Origin of the sequence: Aestuariivirga sp. (assembly GCF_965227715.1) — a bacterium.
GTDB lineage: Bacteria > Pseudomonadota > Alphaproteobacteria > Rhizobiales > Aestuariivirgaceae > Aestuariivirga.
Window position 1 is genome coordinate 3,044,662 of record NZ_OZ245771.1, and the last position, 14,484, is coordinate 3,059,145.

A 14,484-nucleotide genomic window follows, 5' to 3' on the forward strand; every position below is an offset into this window, starting at 1 on the left:
GCGGGTTCAGCTCCTTCTCAGCCGCGGGTCCAGCGCGTCGCGCAGCCCGTCGCCCATCAGATTGATCGCCAGCACCGTGAGGAGGATCGCAATTCCCGGAAAGGCCATCACCCAAGGGTGAGACAGCATCAGGTCCCGCGTATCCGCCAGCATGGCGCCCCATTCGGGCGTGGGCGGCTGCGCGCCGAGCCCTAAAAAGCCCAAACCTGCCGCTTCGAGAATCGCGTCTGACAAGCCAAGTGCCGCCTGCACGATCAAGGGTGCCAGGCAGTTCGGCAGCACCGTCACCGTCATCAGCCGGAACTTGCCGACGCCCGAGACCTTGGCGGCTGTCACGTAGTCCTTGGTAAGCTCGGTCAAGGCGGAGGCGCGGACGAGCCGCACATAGCGCGGCAGGCCCACGATGGTGACGGCGATGATGGTGTTGGTCAGATTGGGCCCGATGATGGCGATGATCAGGATCGCCAGCACCAGCGAGGGGATGGCCATCACCAGATCCATCACGCGGATGATCATCACATCCACAATGCCGCCGAAAAAGGCGGCGACGAGCCCCAGGGTGACGCCTGCGACCATGGAAATGATCATCACCGACAGGCCGATGAACAGCGACACCCGCGCGCCATACATGAGGCGCGAGAGCGTATCGCGCCCCACGGCATCCGTGCCCAGCAGGAATCGCGGGTTGGCCCCCTCCACCCAGAAGGGCGGCAGTTTGGAGAAGCCGCGGAATTGCTCGATCGGGCTATAAGGCGCCAACACAGGTGCGAAAACCGCCACGAAGAAAATGATGCTCACGACGATGAGCCCGATCACGGCGCCGCGATTTTCCCGGAAGGCGCGCCAGAAGGCGCGGAAGGGGCCAGGCGGGACAGGCGCGGCGGGTGCTGGAAGTGCGGCATCACTTGGCATGGCGGATTCTCGGGTTGATGAGGCCATAGAGAAGATCGACGATGAGGTTCACCATGATCACGATGGTGGCAATCAGCATGATGCCACCTTGCAAGGCCGGATAGTCGCGCCGGTTGATCGATTCGATCAGCCATTTGCCGACACCGGGCCAGGAGAAGATGGTCTCCGTCAACACCGCGCCCGCAAGCAATCCGCCGACTTGCAGACCAATCACGGTGACGACGGGGATCAGCGCATTGCGGAGCGCATGGACGCCCACGACCCTGGTCCAGGACAGGCCCTTGGCCCGCGCGGTGCGCACGTAATCTTCCTCCAGCACTTCCAGCATGGAGGAGCGCGTCATCCGCGCGATGACGGCGAGCGGCACGGTGCCCAGTACAATCATCGGCAGGATCAAATGATGGACTGCATCCCAGAAGGCGCCCTTCTGGCCGGAGAGGATCGAGTCGATCAGCATGAAGCCGGTCACGGGCTCATAGTAAAACCGGATCAGGTCAACGCGGCCCGAGACGGGCGTCAGCCCCAGCGTGTTGGACATGACAAGCACCAGCATCAGGCCCCACCAGAAGATCGGCATGGAATAGCCGGTGAGTGCCAGGCCCATCAGCGTCTGGTCATAGATGCCGCCGCGGCGTGCGGCGGCGATGACGCCCGCGGGGACGCCCAGCACGACAGCGAAGATCATGGCCGTCATCGTCAGTTCGACGGTTGCCGGAAACAGCGTGAGGAACTCATGCAGCACAGGGGATTTCGAAATGATCGAGGTGCCGAAATCGCCATGAAGCAGCGCATTGGCATAGTCGAGGAACTGTTTCCAGGTCGGCTGGTCGAGGCCCATGTCATGGCGGAGTTGCGCCAGGCGCTCGGGCGAGATTCCGCGTTCACCGCGGCGCACCTCGATGGGATCGCCCGGCACGAGCCTGATCATCACGAAGGTGATGAACATGAGCGCGATGAAGGTCGGGATGGTCAGCGCAAGGCGCTTGAGAAGGAACCGGAACATTGGCACCCGTAATGGTGTCGCGGCAGCTGCCGGATCTAGAAAATACCCTTCCCCCGGCGGCGCCGGAGGAAGGGCGGTTCACGTTTATTCCGTGATGTCGACGTTCTGGAACTCGTGGCTGCCGAGTGGGCTCACCTTGTATCCCGTGACAGTCTTGCGGATGGGCTCAAACACGGTGGAATGCGCAATGTTCACCTGCGGAACTTCTTCCGCCTGGATCTTCTGCGCTTCCATGTAGAGCTTGGTGCGCTCCGCCTGGTCGGTGATCTCTGCAGCCTTGTTCACCACTTCCTGGAACTTGGCATTGCACCACTTCGGAATGTTGTTGCCGTTGGGCTTTCCTTCCGAATTACAGCCCAAGAGCACGCCGAAGAAATTATCCGGATCGCCATTGTCTCCCGTCCAGCCGAGCATGCCGGTCATGTGTTCGCCCGCCTGCATGCGCTTTCTGTATTCGCCCCACTCATAGGAGACGAGGGTCGACTCGACGCCGATCTTGGCGAGGTCGGCCTGGATCATCTCGGCCATGCGCTTGGCGTTGGGGTTATAGGGGCGCTGCACCGGCATCCACCAGATGTCGATCTTGAGGCCTTCGACACCTGCCTTCTTCAGCAGTTCCTTGGCCATCTCGGGATTGTATTCGACGTCCTTGACCGAGTCATCGTAGGACCACATGGTCGGCGGGATCAGGTTCTTGGCCTTCTGGCCTGCACCCTGATAGACCTCCTTGATGATTGCATCGCGGTCGATCGCGTGGGCAAAGGCCTGGCGCACTTCGAGCTTGTCGAACGGTGCCTTCTGGTTGTTCATCGCATAATAGCCGATGTTGAGGCCGGCCTGTTCGAGGACGTTCACATCGGGGTTCTGCTTCATGTCCCCGAGGTCTGCGGGGTTCGGCGCAATCATCACCTGGCACTCATTTGCCTTGAGCTTGGCATAGCGTGCGGTTGCATCGGGCGTAATGGCGTAGACGAGATCGTCAATCGCAGGCTTTCCGGCCCAGCCATCGGCGAAGGCCTTATAGCGGATCACGGCATCCTTCTGATAGGCGACGAAGGAGAACGAGCCGGTGCCCACCGGAATCTGGTCGAACTGCTCGGGCGTGCCCTTGTCAAGCAGGTACTTGGCATATTCAGCGGATTGAATGGCTGCGAAATCCATCGCGAGGTTGGCAATGATCGGCGCATTGGGCTTCTTCAGCTTGAACACAACCGTCAGATCGTCATCACCCTTGGCGATCGAGTCCAAAAGGTCCGGCATGCCCATGTCGTTGAAATAATCATAAGCGCCGCCAGACACCTTGGCGTAGGGATGGTCCGGCTTCCACTGGCGGTCGAAGGACCAGATCACGTCTTCCGCCGTCAGATCACGCGTGGGGGTGAAGCCATTGACGCCGGAATGGAATTTGATTCCCTTGCGCAGCTTGAAGGTGACGGTCAGGCCATCGGGCGAAACAGTCCAGCTCTCGGCCAGGGCGGGTTCGACTTCGGTCGAGCCGGGCTTGAACTGCACCAAACGGTTGTAGACCGGGCGCGCAGCATCGAAGGTGGTGCCGGTGGTGTTGATCGCGGGGGTGAAGTTTTCGGGCGAACCTTCCGAGCAGTAAACCAGCGTTTTGGCGTTTGCGGCCCCTGCCACCAGCATGCTCGATGCGAGCAGTGTGGCGGCGAGCATTGTTTTCAATTTCATATGGAGCTCCCTGTCGTCCATTAACCCGCCCTCCTGGGGGCGTTCTGCCACTTAAGCACGTTTTTTCCGGCTGATCAAAATCGGCATTGCGGGGAGTGGTTTACGGCGGCGGTCCGGGCTGGCAAAGTTCCGAGGATCAAAGGGAGTGAACCATGACGAGCCTCGTTGCGCCTGACACTATTGAAACCTTCCGCCGTGACGGGGCGGCCGTGCTCCGCGGCTATTTCACCGGTTGGATCGATACGCTGCGCAAGGGGGTTGACCGCAATCTGGCGGAGCCTTCGGCGGATGTGAAGATCTATCAGGGCAAGGACGGTTCGGGCCGCTTCGTGGGCGATTATTGCAACTGGAACCGCATTCCCGAATACAAGGACTTCATCTTTCATTCCAACGCCGCCGAAATCGGGCGGGAGCTGATGGGCAGCAAGACCGTCAGGCTTTTCCATGAGCATGTGCTTGTGAAGGAGCCCGGTGCGGATGTGCCCACCCCCTGGCACCAGGACCAGCCCTATTACTGCGTCGACGGCACAGAGACGGTGTCCCTGTGGATCCCGCTCGATGCCGTGCCGCGTGAGCGCACGCTGGAATTCGTCGCGGGCTCTCACAAGACCGGTAAATATTACCGGCCGGAGCGTTTCAACAAGACGGCCCTCAATGAGAATGATGGCCTGGAACCTGTGCCCGATATTGATGGCAACCGCGACCAGTTCCAGATCCTCGGCTGGGCACTGGAACCGGGCGATGCCGTGGCCTTCAACTATTTAACGCTTCACGGTGCACCCGCCAACAAGAGCAAGGTGGAGCAGCGCCGCGCCTTTTCCCTGTGGCTGATGGGCGACGACGTCCGCTATGCCCGCCGCGAAGGCATAAACACATCGCCCCCGTTCCGTGGCGTGACCCTCGCCCACGGTGCCATCATGGATGCTCCGGAGTTTCCGCTGCTGGCGTGGTAATCAACGAGAGTAATCAATGAAATTAGCCAGAGATTTCCCCTCCCCACATGGGGGAGGGAAATTCGATTGATTTACCGGCGCCCGCCAACCTCATCGATATGGGCCAGCAAATCCGCCGGGTCTTCATACACGCGGTAGGCGCCGGCGCGTTCGAGTTCATCGGTGCCGTAGCCGCCGGAGAGGAGGCCGATGCCCAGCGCGCGGGCGCGTCTCGCGGCCAGCATGTCCCAGATGGCATCGCCCACCACGCAGGCCGTATCGATGTCGACACCCAGCTTCTCGGCTGCGGCAAGGAACAGGTCAGGATCGGGCTTTGCATAGCGCACCATGTCCCGCGTGATGACCACATTCTGCGCCGGATCGACGCCGAGGATCTTCAGCACGGGCCCTGCCGTTTCAATGCGGCCGGAGGTGGCGATCGCCCAGGGGATCTCGTTCTCGCTGAGATAGGCCAGAAGCTCGCGCGCACCGGGAAGGGGCCGCGTGCGGTGCGAGCGCTCATTGTAATATTTGCGGTGGAGGAGGCGGAAGCGCTCCAGCATCTCGGCGCTGAACTCGATCCCCGTCTCGCGGGCCAGCGCCTTGGTGAACAAGCCGCCGGACATGCCGATCTTGCGGTGGAGGCGCCAGACGGAGACGTCAATTCCCTCTTCCTGCAACGCATCGTGCCAGGCGAGCACATGGTCGTAGACGCTGTCCACCAGCGTGCCGTCGAGATCGAACAGGAAGGAGGTTTGCTGCCGGGCCTTGATCATCTGGGGCATCCTTGTTTGGGCCCCGCTTTAGCCCCGCAAAGCGCTGGCCGCAACAGATGCTGCTGCGGCCAGAACGTGCAATCAGGCGGCCTGGCCTATTTCGGCGCGCAGCTGCTGGCGCAGCATGTCGATGGGTACGAGGTTCGGGCCCTTTTTCACATGCCAGAAAGTCCAGCCATTGCAGGCTTCCGCCCCCTGCACATGGGCGCCGATCTTGTGGATCGAGCCTGACGCATCCTTGCAGGCAATCGAGCCATCGGCCCGCACGCGCGCGGCAATGCGCGTGGAAGGGTCGAACAGCATGTCGCCCGCCTTCACGAAGCCGCGCTCGATCAGGGAGCCAAAGGGAATACGGGGTTCCGCCCGCTTGCTTATCGTAACTTTCAACGCCTCCGAGGGAAGCTCGGCTGTGGCGTCAATGCGGGCAAGTGCTGCCTGCGCATAATTCTCCTCGCGCTCGATGCCGATGAAGTGGCGGCCCAGCTGCTTGGCTGCAGCCCCGGTGGTGCCGGTGCCGAAGAACGGGTCCAGCACCACGTCACCCGGGTTGGTGGTGGAGAGCAGTACGCGGTGCAGCAGGGCTTCGGGCTTCTGCGTCGGGTGCAGCTTGTCGCCGTCGGCGTTCTTCAGGCGCTCGGATCCGGTGCAGAGGGAGAGCGTCCAGTCGGAGCGCATCTGCAGATCATCGTTGAACACCTTCATCGCCTCATAGTGGAAGGTGTATTTGGAATTGGCATCGCGCGAGGCCCAGATCAGTGTCTCATGCGCATTGGTGAAGCGCCTTCCGCGGAAGTTGGGCATCGGGTTGGTCTTGCGCCAGACGACGTCATTCAGCACCCAGAAGCCGAGATCCTGCAGCACGGTGCCGACACGGAAAATATTGTGGTAGGAGCCGATCACCCACAATGCGCCATTGGGCTTCAGCACGCGGCGGCATTCTGCAAGCCAGCCCTTGGTGAAGCGGTCATAGGCCTCGAAGCTTTCGAACTGGTCCCAGTGATCGTCAACCGCATCGACCTTGCTCTGGTCGGGTCTGGTCAGGCCGCCGGGGAGCTGCAGATTATAGGGCGGATCGGCGAAGACGAGATCGACGGAGGCAGCCGGGATCTTCTTCAGTTCCGTCAGGCAGTCGCCCACCAGAATCCGGTCGTGCAACGGCCTGATATCCGGCCTTGTCTGAAAACCCATCCCCACACCCCTTTACGCAAACGCGAACTGACTCACGAATCCACATGATGAATCCTTGGGAGTCGGGCGTGAATCGCTTTCGGGATTTGTGGTTAACGGCTAAATAACGCGGCGATCGGTGCAAAGCTCCTGCGGTGCAGGGGTGTTGGCCCGTGACGCTGCAGCGCATCCTGGTGGAAGGCGGTGCCATAACCCTTGTGGCGGGCAAATCCATAGAGAGGGTAAGTCACGTCATGGCCCACCATGATGCGGTCCCTGGTGACCTTGGCAATGATCGAGGCGGCGGCAATCGAGAAGCACTTCGCATCGCCTTCGATGATGGTCTCAACCGGGCAGGGCAGGGCTGGCGCGCGATTGCCGTCAACCAAGGCCAGCGCCACATCATCGATCTGCTTCAGCGCTTCGCCCATGGCCCAGAGCGTTGCCTGCAGGATGTTGTCCCGGTCGATCCGCTCCACATGGGCAATGGCGATGCCCACGCGCGCCGTGGCCAAGATGGGCGCGAACAGCGCCTCGCGCTGCGCTTCCGTCAGCTTCTTTGAATCATTGAGGCCGTCCGGAATGCAGTCCGGGTCCAGCACCACCGCCGCCGCGACGACAGGCCCAGCCCACGGCCCACGACCTGCCTCGTCAATGCCGCAGACATGGCGCCTGCCCTTCCGCATCGCTTTCAGCTCAATCGTGAAGTCTGGCCCTGATTCCCCCATTCCGGCACTAGAGCATGATCCGAAATGGAGGAGAACAAAAACACGTTCATGTCTTCGCGCCGGCGGGAGAAGGGAACACGTCTTAGGCGCCACGGGTGCATGACGGCCTGCGCGATACTTCTCCCCTACAACAGGCTCAGCTGCTCGCCGGGCTGCGGCGGGCGGCGGAAATGGTCCGTCGCGAGTTTGAGCTTCCGGCGGTTGAGGCCTAAGCGCTGGCAGGCCAGTTCGAAGCGCCGGCCGATCGTCCAGGCATAGGGCCCGGTGCCGGTCTGGCGGATGCCGAAGGCGGGGTCATATTCCTTGCCGCCGCTCGAGGATTTGACGAGAGACATCACCTTTGCCGCGCGGTCCGGCATCGTGGCCTGGAGCCAGTCCTTGAACACCTCCTTCACCTCATGCGGCAGGCGCAGCATGACGTAGCCCGCCTCCTGGGCGCCGGCGGTCTTCGCGGTCTTGAGGATTGCCTCGATCTCGCTGTCATTCACTGCGGGAACGATGGGGGCCACCATCACCACGCAAGGAATTCCGGCGGCGGAAAGCTGTTCGATGGCAGCCAGCCGCTTCATAGGCGTTGATGCACGGGGCTCCATGGCGCGGGCAAGCTTCGGATCGAGCGAGGTGACGGAGATGGCAACCTTCACCAGGCCCTTCTTCGCCATGGGGGCAAGAATATCGATGTCACGCGTGACCAAGGCAGATTTTGTGACGATCCCCACCGGGTGGTTGAACTCGGACAAGACCTCGAGAATGCCACGCGTGATGCGGCGTTCGCGCTCGATCGGCTGGTAGGCATCGGTGTTGGCGCCAAGCGCAATGGTCTTCGGCACATAGGATTTGGCCGAAAGCTCCGCCCGCAGCAGCTGCGCGGCATTGGGCTTGGCGAAAAGCTTCGATTCGAAGTCGAGCCCGGGGGAGAGGCCCATATAGGCGTGGGCGGGCCTGGCATAGCAATAGGAGCAGCCATGCTCGCAGCCGCGATAGGGGTTGATCGATCGGTCGAAGCCCACATCGGGCGAGTCGTTTTTTGTGATGATGGTCTTCGGCTTTTCCTCGAACACCTCGGTGCGGAAGAAGGGCAGGTCCTCGAGCCCTTCCCAGCCGTCATCGAACAGCGAGCGGCTGAAATTCTCGAACCGGCCAGACATGTTCACGGTTGCGCCGCGGCCGCGGGACTGGGCGGAAAGCGCGGTCATCCGGCCTTCGCCAAGAGCTGCAGGGTCAAGAGCGGCAGGGTCAAGCTCACGGGCCCGGCGCCTATCGATCAAAGTGGACATGCACCCAATATAGGTGATCTTCTGGAACGAAACAAGAACATTTATGCGCTGTGCTTGCCGCGCTTCGGCACATCCGCCATGGTCCAGCGCCCATGACCCGCCGTCAGATCCTGCTTGCCCTGCTTCCGCCCCTGTTCTTCGGAACGGGTTTCACCATTGCCAAACCAGCGGTGGCGCATTTCCCGCCGCTGTTCATGATGCTGATGGTCTATGGCGGCATTGCCATTGTGCTGGGCCTCACCCACAGGGAGAAGCTCAAAACGCCCCTGGCTGCGATCATTGCTATATCCGCCTTCGCGGTGACCATTCAGGGGGCGCTGCTGTTCTGGGGCCTCAGGAGCCAGGCGATGCCGGCAACGGCCGCGAACCTCATCCTCCAGATCCAGATCCCCTTCGCGGTGCTGCTCGACTGGCTGATTATGAAGGAGAGGCTGGACGGCAGGAAGGCGGCGGGAACCGCGCTGGCGGTTCTGGGTGTCGTCATCGTCATCGGCCTGCCGGAAGAGCCGCCGGGCCTTGTACCCACCATCATGATCATCGTGAGTGCCTTCTGCTGGGCCCTGGGACAGGTGCTGGCGCGAAAGTTCGGGCGCGACAGCGGCGTGGGCCTGCTCAAGGCCAATGCCTTCGGCAGCCTGCCGCAGCTTGGCCTTGCCACGCTGCTGATCGAGCAGGGCCAGTGGCAATCCCTGGTCACGGCCACGGCCACGCAATGGGGCATGCTGGCCTTCGTCGGGGTCGTCGGCTTCTACCTCGCCTATATGTGCTGGTTCACGCTGCTGAAGCAGTGCCGCATGGATGAGGCCGCCCCCTTCATCCTGCTGATGCCGGTGGTCGGCATCATTACGGCAGCCCTGGTGCTGGGAGAGTCCGTGGGCTTGGCCCAGCTTGTGGGCGGCGCCGTCATCCTGATGGGCCTTGCGATCGTCTCAGGCCTTCGCGTGCCGCTGCGCAAAAACGCCGGCGCCTGACGCGTCAGGCCTTGGTGCGCTGCAGATGCTCCTCGAGGCGGGGCATGATCTCGACGAAGTTGCAGGGCTTGTGGGTGTAATCGAGCTGCGCCTGGAGGATCAGGTCCCAACCGTCCTTGCAAGCGCCGGGCGAGCCTGGAAGGCAGAAGATATATTTTCCCTTCATCACGCCGCCTGTGGCGCGGGACTGGATCGTCGAGGTGCCGATCTTGGGGAAGGAGACCATGTGGAACAGCGTGCCGAAGCCATCGATTTCCTTCTCGAACAGCGGGCGCACGGCTTCGATCGTCACGTCTCGCCCGGTCAGGCCCGTGCCGCCGGTCGTGATGATGGCGTCGATATCGCTCCGGTTGGCCCAATCGCGGATCACGTAGCGGATCATCCGCACATCATCCTGCACGATCTTGCGGGCGGAGAGCAGATGGCCCGCAGTGACGATCCTGTCGGACAGCGTCTGGCCGGACACATCGTTCTCGAGGCTGCGCGTATCGGAGATCGTCAGGACTGCAATCCTGACGGGGATGAACTGCCGCGGCTCACTCATGCTCAAACTGACCTTAAATCACGATTGCATTCATTCCGGCATGAAACATGATTCATCTGGGCCGAACAAGGGGCAGTCCTGCAAGGCATGCCCCCGCTCAATGCGCGTCCAGCATCTGCCGCAGGGTGAGAAGGTCGCGCCAGGCAAGCCGTTTCTGCGCGGGCTGCCGCAGCAGATAGGCGGGATGGAGCGTGGGCAGCAGCGGAATGTTCCGTCCACTGACATTTGCCGTCACCCACTTGCCGCGCAGCTTCAAGATGCCGTCGTTCCGCCCCGTCAGGCGGTGCGCCGGTGTGGCGCCGAGGCAGACGATGACGTCGGGTTTCTGCAGCTCGATCGTGCGCAGGAGATAGGGCAGGCATATCTGGGTTTCGGCCTCGGTGGGCGTGCGGTTGCCGGGGGGGCGCCAGAAGATCACGTTGGTGATGAACACCGCACTCTCGGGGTCCTGCGCCTGACGGGAAAGGCCGACGGCCGCCAGCATGCGGTCCAGCAGCTGGCCGGATTTTCCCACGAAGGGCTTGCCCTGAATGTCCTCGTCACGCCCCGGCGCTTCGCCCACCAGCATGATGCGGGCGGCGGGGTTTCCATCGGCAAAGCAGAGCCTGGTCGCCGTCTTCTTGAGGGGGCACTGGTCCAGCCCTTCAAGGGCGGTTTCGATGTCGCGAAGGCTCATGCAGCCAGCCGCACTCAGGCCGCCTCCCGGCCCAGGCTGTGCCACGGGCTTGGGCGCCGGGGCTTCGGCACGGAGCGGCGCGCGCACGGGCTCGGCCGCGGGTTTTGGCGCAGGCCCCGTCAGCCGGTTCACCGGCGCCTCGCCGATGATCTCGTCTGCGCCCATCTCGGCGAGCCAGCGCAGCGCCTCCGCGGCGTCATGCGGCGTCATGTCGTTTTGCTTCGCTTGCATGTCCCAAATGGTGGCTTGTGCGGCATTGCCCGGCCACTATAAAGACGCCCGACCATTGAAGATAGCCGGGAGTGATGCTCGTGGAACAGGTCCAGCGCGAGGCCATGGAATATGATGTCGTAATCGTCGGCGCGGGCCCCGCAGGCCTTTCCGCGGCGATACGGCTGAAGCAGGTGAACCCCGATCTCTCCGTCTGCCTGCTCGAGAAGGGCTCGGAAGTGGGTGCGCATATTCTCTCGGGCGCGGTGATCGACCCCATCGCCCTGACCGAGCTCATCCCGGACTGGAAAGAGCAGGGTGCCCCCCTCAACACGCCGGTGGTGGAGGACCGTTTCTACATGCTGGGGCCCTCGGGCGCGGTGCGGGTTCCCAATGCGCTGATGCCGCCCCTGATGAGCAATCACGGCAACTATGCGGTTTCCCTCGGCAACATCTGCCGCTGGCTGGCCCAGCAGGCGGAGGGACTGGGAGTTGAGATCTATCCGGGCTTTGCCTGCTCGGAAGTGCTCTACCGCGAGGATGGCTCGGTGCGCGGCGTCGTGGCGGGCGTCATGGGCATCGGCAAGGATGGTCTGCCCAAGCCTGATTTTCAGCCCGGCATGGAGCTTCTCGGCAAATATGTCTTCATCGCAGAAGGCGTGCGCGGCTCGCTGGCGAAGGAGATCATCGCCCGCTACAAGCTCTCCGAGGGCCGCCAGCCGCAGAAATTCGGCCTCGGCATGAAAGAGCTGTGGGAGGTTCTGCCCGAAAACCACCGCCAGGGCCAGGTGACCCACACCATGGGCTGGCCGCTCGGCACCAAGACCGGCGGCGGCAGCTTCATGTATCACCTCGAGGACAATCTCGTGTCGATCGGCCTCGTCGTGCATCTGAACTATGACAATCCGCACCTCTTTCCCTACATGGAATTCCAGCGCTTCAAGCACCACCCGCTGATCGAGCCGGTGCTGCGGGGCGGCCGCCGCGTGGCCTATGGCGCGCGCGCCATCACCGAGGGCGGCTTCCAATCCGTGCCCAAACTCTATTTCCCCGGCGGCGCGCTCATCGGCTGTTCGGCGGGCTTCGTCAACGTGCCCCGCATCAAGGGCTCTCACAATGCGATGAAGACCGGCATGATGGCCGCAGAGGCCGCTGCCGCGGCAATCGCAGCCGGCCGCGTTGGTGACGAGCTTCGCGACTATGAGCGGGCTTACGAGAATTCCTGGGTTTACCAGGATCTGAAGCGGGTGAAGAACGTCAAGCCCATGTGGTCGAAGCTCGGTCTCGTGGGGGGCCTCGCCCTGGGCGGGCTCGACATGTGGATGAACCAGCTCTTCGGCTTCGGCTTCGGAACCTGGAAGCATGGCAAGGCCGACTATGCCAGCCTCAAGCCGGCAGCCTCGGCAAAGCCCATCGCCTATCCCAAGCCCGATGGCGTCATCTCCTTCGACCGGCTCACCAATCTGGCCTTCTCCGGCACCAATCATGAGGAGGACGAGAAAGTCCACCTTCAGCTCAAGAATCCGGAAATCCCGATCGGCGAAAACCTGCCGATTTATGACGAGCCAGCGCAGCGCTATTGCCCTGCCGGCGTCTATGAGGTGGTGCGCGAGGAGGGCAAGCCCCCGCGCTTCCAGATCAACCACCAGAACTGCGTCCACTGCAAAACCTGCGACATCAAGGACCCGGCCCAGAACATCAACTGGGTGGTTCCACAGGGCGGCGAGGGCCCGAATTACCCGAATATGTGATGGCGGTAACCGCCCCCCGCCAGGGGGATTGCGGTTACCCCAAAAACACCTCATTTTGCGCTGAAAGACTCGGATGCCTATACGGGCGGCAGAGGGCCGCCTGTTTGCTGAAATGGATGATGATGACGGGACTCTTCCTTCGCGCAGCTCTCACCGGCCTCCTGCTTTCGGGAACGGCCGCCCATGCCTCCGGCCAGTCGGATGCCTCGATATCGGGAAGCTATCTGGCGGGACGCTCCGCCGCCAAGCTGCGCGACAATGATCTCGCCAGCGATTACCTCAGTGATGCGCTCAAGGCGGACAGCGGCAACCCCGTCCTGACCGAGAAGATCTTCCTGCTTGAACTCTCCGAAGGCAACATGCCGAAGGCGGAGGAATTTGCAGCCCAGGTCCTGACGTTCAACAGTCAGCAGCGCATGGCGCGCATTGTTCTGGGCATCAAGGATTTCCGCGGCCGCCATTATGCCGAGGCCCGCAAGAATTTCGCGCAGTCAGCCTATACGCCGGTGGGAGAGCTCACCTCCTGGCTTCTCACCGCCTGGGCCTATGCGGGCGAAGGCGAGCTGAACCCGGCGCTCAAGACGCTGGACCGGCTGGACAGCAACGAGAGCTTTGCAAATTTCAAGACCTTCCATGCCGCCCTCATTGCCGACTATCTCGGCAATTCGATCCGCGCCGAAGCGTCTTACCGCAAGGCCTATGAGGCAGCCGGCACCTCGCTCCGCGTGGTTCAGGCCTATGGCAATTTCCTGGAGCGCAACGGGCGCGCAGCCGAAGCGCAGAAGGTCTACCGCACCTATCTGGACGCTGACGAGAATCCGCTGGTCCGCGCCACGCTGGACGCCAGCCTCAAGAACGAGAAACCGAAGCCCTTCATCGCAAATCCGTCACAAGGTGCGGCCGAAGCGCTGTTCTCGCTCGCCACCTCGATGACGGATGACCAGAGCATCGACGTGGCCCTGCTCTATACCCAGCTCGGCCTGACGCTGGGTGCCGACCAGGACATCATGTACACGCTGCTGGGCGATACCTATGAGGACATGAAGCGCTATGACAAGGCGCTCGCGGCCTATCAGCGGGTGCCGGTCGACTCGCCCCTTCGCACCAATGCGGATATGGAAATCGCCGTCTGCCTGCAGCACCTGGAACGCAAGGACGATGCGCTGGCCAAGCTCAAGGAAGTGATTGCCCGCGAACCGAAAAATTTCGATGCCATCGTGACGCTCGGCAACCTCTATCGCAATAATGAGGATTTCGCCAACGCAGCGACAACCTATGACAGCGCGATTGCGCTTCTGAACCCGCCCGCGCCCGGCAATTGGCGGGTCTTCTATTTCGACGGCATGTCCCATGAGCGGCTGAAGCAGTGGGACATGGCTGAAAAACAGTTCCGCAAGGCCCTTGAACTTTCGCCCAATGAGGCGAGCGTTCTCAACTACCTCGGCTACTCGATGATCGAAAAGAAGATCAATCTGCAGGAAGCCCTGGACATGGTGAAGAAGGCGGTCGACCTGAAGCCGAACGATGGCTACATCATCGATAGCTTGGCCTGGGCTTACTACCAGCTCGGAAACTATGAGCTGGCAGTGACCAATGCCGAGCGCGCGGTTGAACTTCTTCCCGCCGACCCCACCATTGCCGATCATCTGGGCGATGCCTATTGGCGGGTGGGCCGCAAGCTTGAAGCCAGGTTCCAGTGGCAGCACGCCCTTGACAACAAGCCGGAGCCTGAGGACGCCAAGCGCATCCAGGAGAAGATCAAGAACGGCCTTCCGGATGACGTGCCCGTCACTCCGGCCCAGAACACCACGACCAAAACCAACGGCTGACGCGACAAGCACCGGCCGC

At 62.1% G+C, this 14,484-nt stretch carries 13 protein-coding genes; 4 read left to right on the forward strand and 9 right to left on the reverse strand.

All coding sequences use genetic code 11. From position 1 onward, the window contains the following. Positions 1 to 6: 6 nt before the first annotated feature. The 3 genes from ACO06F_RS14440 to ACO06F_RS14450 form a co-directional block, all read right to left on the reverse strand. The gene (locus tag ACO06F_RS14440) at positions 7 to 912 is read right to left on the reverse strand and encodes an ABC transporter permease subunit (protein WP_421693445.1); all 906 of its coding nucleotides are present in this window, start codon (positions 910 to 912) and stop codon (positions 7 to 9) included. Then, the gene (locus tag ACO06F_RS14445) at positions 902 to 1,915 is read right to left on the reverse strand and encodes an ABC transporter permease subunit (protein WP_421693446.1); all 1,014 of its coding nucleotides are present in this window, start codon (positions 1,913 to 1,915) and stop codon (positions 902 to 904) included. Before ACO06F_RS14445 ends, ACO06F_RS14440 begins: the two co-directional genes overlap by 11 nt. Positions 1,916 to 1,999: 84 nt before the next feature. Then, positions 2,000 to 3,604 carry an ABC transporter substrate-binding protein gene (locus ACO06F_RS14450; protein ID WP_421693447.1) on the reverse strand — a complete coding sequence of 535 codons (1,605 nt, stop codon included), beginning with the start codon at positions 3,602 to 3,604 and terminating at the stop codon, positions 2,000 to 2,002. A 152-nt stretch (positions 3,605 to 3,756) separates the two neighbouring features. Here ACO06F_RS14450 and ACO06F_RS14455 point away from each other — a divergent pair, with 152 nt between their 5' ends. After that, entirely contained in the window at positions 3,757 to 4,557 is an 801-nt protein-coding gene (locus ACO06F_RS14455) for a phytanoyl-CoA dioxygenase family protein (RefSeq protein WP_421693448.1), read from the forward strand. 71 nt (positions 4,558 to 4,628) lie between these two features. On the opposite strand, the gene ACO06F_RS14460 is transcribed toward ACO06F_RS14455, so the two are convergent. The 4 genes from ACO06F_RS14460 to ACO06F_RS14475 form a co-directional block, all read right to left on the reverse strand. Then, complete coding sequence (locus tag ACO06F_RS14460; RefSeq protein WP_421693449.1) at positions 4,629 to 5,312, reverse strand: HAD family hydrolase; 684 nt, start codon at positions 5,310 to 5,312, stop codon at positions 4,629 to 4,631. Positions 5,313 to 5,393: 81 nt separating this feature from the next. Further along, positions 5,394 to 6,500 (reverse strand): site-specific DNA-methyltransferase, encoded by a 1,107-nt coding sequence (locus ACO06F_RS14465; protein WP_421693450.1) that lies wholly within the window; start codon positions 6,498 to 6,500, stop codon positions 5,394 to 5,396. 92 nt (positions 6,501 to 6,592) lie between these two features. Further along, positions 6,593 to 7,165 (reverse strand): ribonuclease HII, encoded by a 573-nt coding sequence (locus ACO06F_RS14470; RefSeq protein WP_421693451.1) that lies wholly within the window; start codon positions 7,163 to 7,165, stop codon positions 6,593 to 6,595. 167 nt (positions 7,166 to 7,332) lie between these two features. Beyond that, positions 7,333 to 8,403: a PA0069 family radical SAM protein gene (locus ACO06F_RS14475; protein ID WP_421696690.1), complete on the reverse strand. Its 1,071-nt coding sequence runs from the start codon at positions 8,401 to 8,403 to the stop codon at positions 7,333 to 7,335. A gap of 173 nt (positions 8,404 to 8,576) precedes the next feature. Between ACO06F_RS14475 and ACO06F_RS14480 the strand changes: the two genes are divergently transcribed. After that, on the forward strand, positions 8,577 to 9,455 hold the full coding sequence (locus tag ACO06F_RS14480; protein ID WP_421693452.1) for a DMT family transporter: 879 nt from the start codon (positions 8,577 to 8,579) through the stop codon (positions 9,453 to 9,455). A gap of 4 nt (positions 9,456 to 9,459) precedes the next feature. Here ACO06F_RS14480 and moaB read toward each other — a convergent pair whose 3' ends face one another. Beyond that, positions 9,460 to 9,999: a molybdenum cofactor biosynthesis protein B gene (gene moaB / locus ACO06F_RS14485; RefSeq protein WP_421693453.1), complete on the reverse strand. Its 540-nt coding sequence runs from the start codon at positions 9,997 to 9,999 to the stop codon at positions 9,460 to 9,462. A 97-nt stretch (positions 10,000 to 10,096) separates the two neighbouring features. Continuing rightward, positions 10,097 to 10,885 (reverse strand): uracil-DNA glycosylase, encoded by a 789-nt coding sequence (locus ACO06F_RS14490; RefSeq protein WP_421693454.1) that lies wholly within the window; start codon positions 10,883 to 10,885, stop codon positions 10,097 to 10,099. Positions 10,886 to 10,980: 95 nt separating this feature from the next. On the opposite strand from ACO06F_RS14490, the gene ACO06F_RS14495 reads away from it, so the two are divergent. Together ACO06F_RS14495 and ACO06F_RS14500 are read left to right on the forward strand one after the other, a co-directional pair. After that, on the forward strand, positions 10,981 to 12,636 hold the full coding sequence (locus tag ACO06F_RS14495; protein WP_421693455.1) for a 4Fe-4S dicluster domain-containing protein: 1,656 nt from the start codon (positions 10,981 to 10,983) through the stop codon (positions 12,634 to 12,636). 122 nt (positions 12,637 to 12,758) lie between these two features. Next, on the forward strand, positions 12,759 to 14,465 hold the full coding sequence (locus ACO06F_RS14500; protein ID WP_421693456.1) for a tetratricopeptide repeat protein: 1,707 nt from the start codon (positions 12,759 to 12,761) through the stop codon (positions 14,463 to 14,465). Positions 14,466 to 14,484: the final 19 nt, after the last annotated feature.

Coding starts and splice junctions, on each gene's coding strand:
- ACO06F_RS14440 (WP_421693445.1), bottom strand. CDS start 912: ATGCCAAGTGATGCCGCACTTCCAGCACCCGCCGCGCCTGTCCCGCCT.
- ACO06F_RS14445 (WP_421693446.1), bottom strand. CDS start 1,915: ATGTTCCGGTTCCTTCTCAAGCGCCTTGCGCTGACCATCCCGACCTTC.
- ACO06F_RS14450 (WP_421693447.1), bottom strand. CDS start 3,604: ATGAAATTGAAAACAATGCTCGCCGCCACACTGCTCGCATCGAGCATG.
- ACO06F_RS14455 (WP_421693448.1), top strand. CDS start 3,757: ATGACGAGCCTCGTTGCGCCTGACACTATTGAAACCTTCCGCCGTGAC.
- ACO06F_RS14460 (WP_421693449.1), bottom strand. CDS start 5,312: ATGATCAAGGCCCGGCAGCAAACCTCCTTCCTGTTCGATCTCGACGGC.
- ACO06F_RS14465 (WP_421693450.1), bottom strand. CDS start 6,500: ATGGGTTTTCAGACAAGGCCGGATATCAGGCCGTTGCACGACCGGATT.
- ACO06F_RS14470 (WP_421693451.1), bottom strand. CDS start 7,165: ATGCGGAAGGGCAGGCGCCATGTCTGCGGCATTGACGAGGCAGGTCGT.
- ACO06F_RS14475 (WP_421696690.1), bottom strand. CDS start 8,403: ATGACCGCGCTTTCCGCCCAGTCCCGCGGCCGCGGCGCAACCGTGAAC.
- ACO06F_RS14480 (WP_421693452.1), top strand. CDS start 8,577: ATGACCCGCCGTCAGATCCTGCTTGCCCTGCTTCCGCCCCTGTTCTTC.
- moaB (WP_421693453.1), bottom strand. CDS start 9,999: ATGAGTGAGCCGCGGCAGTTCATCCCCGTCAGGATTGCAGTCCTGACG.
- ACO06F_RS14490 (WP_421693454.1), bottom strand. CDS start 10,885: ATGACGCCGCATGACGCCGCGGAGGCGCTGCGCTGGCTCGCCGAGATG.
- ACO06F_RS14495 (WP_421693455.1), top strand. CDS start 10,981: ATGCTCGTGGAACAGGTCCAGCGCGAGGCCATGGAATATGATGTCGTA.
- ACO06F_RS14500 (WP_421693456.1), top strand. CDS start 12,759: ATGACGGGACTCTTCCTTCGCGCAGCTCTCACCGGCCTCCTGCTTTCG.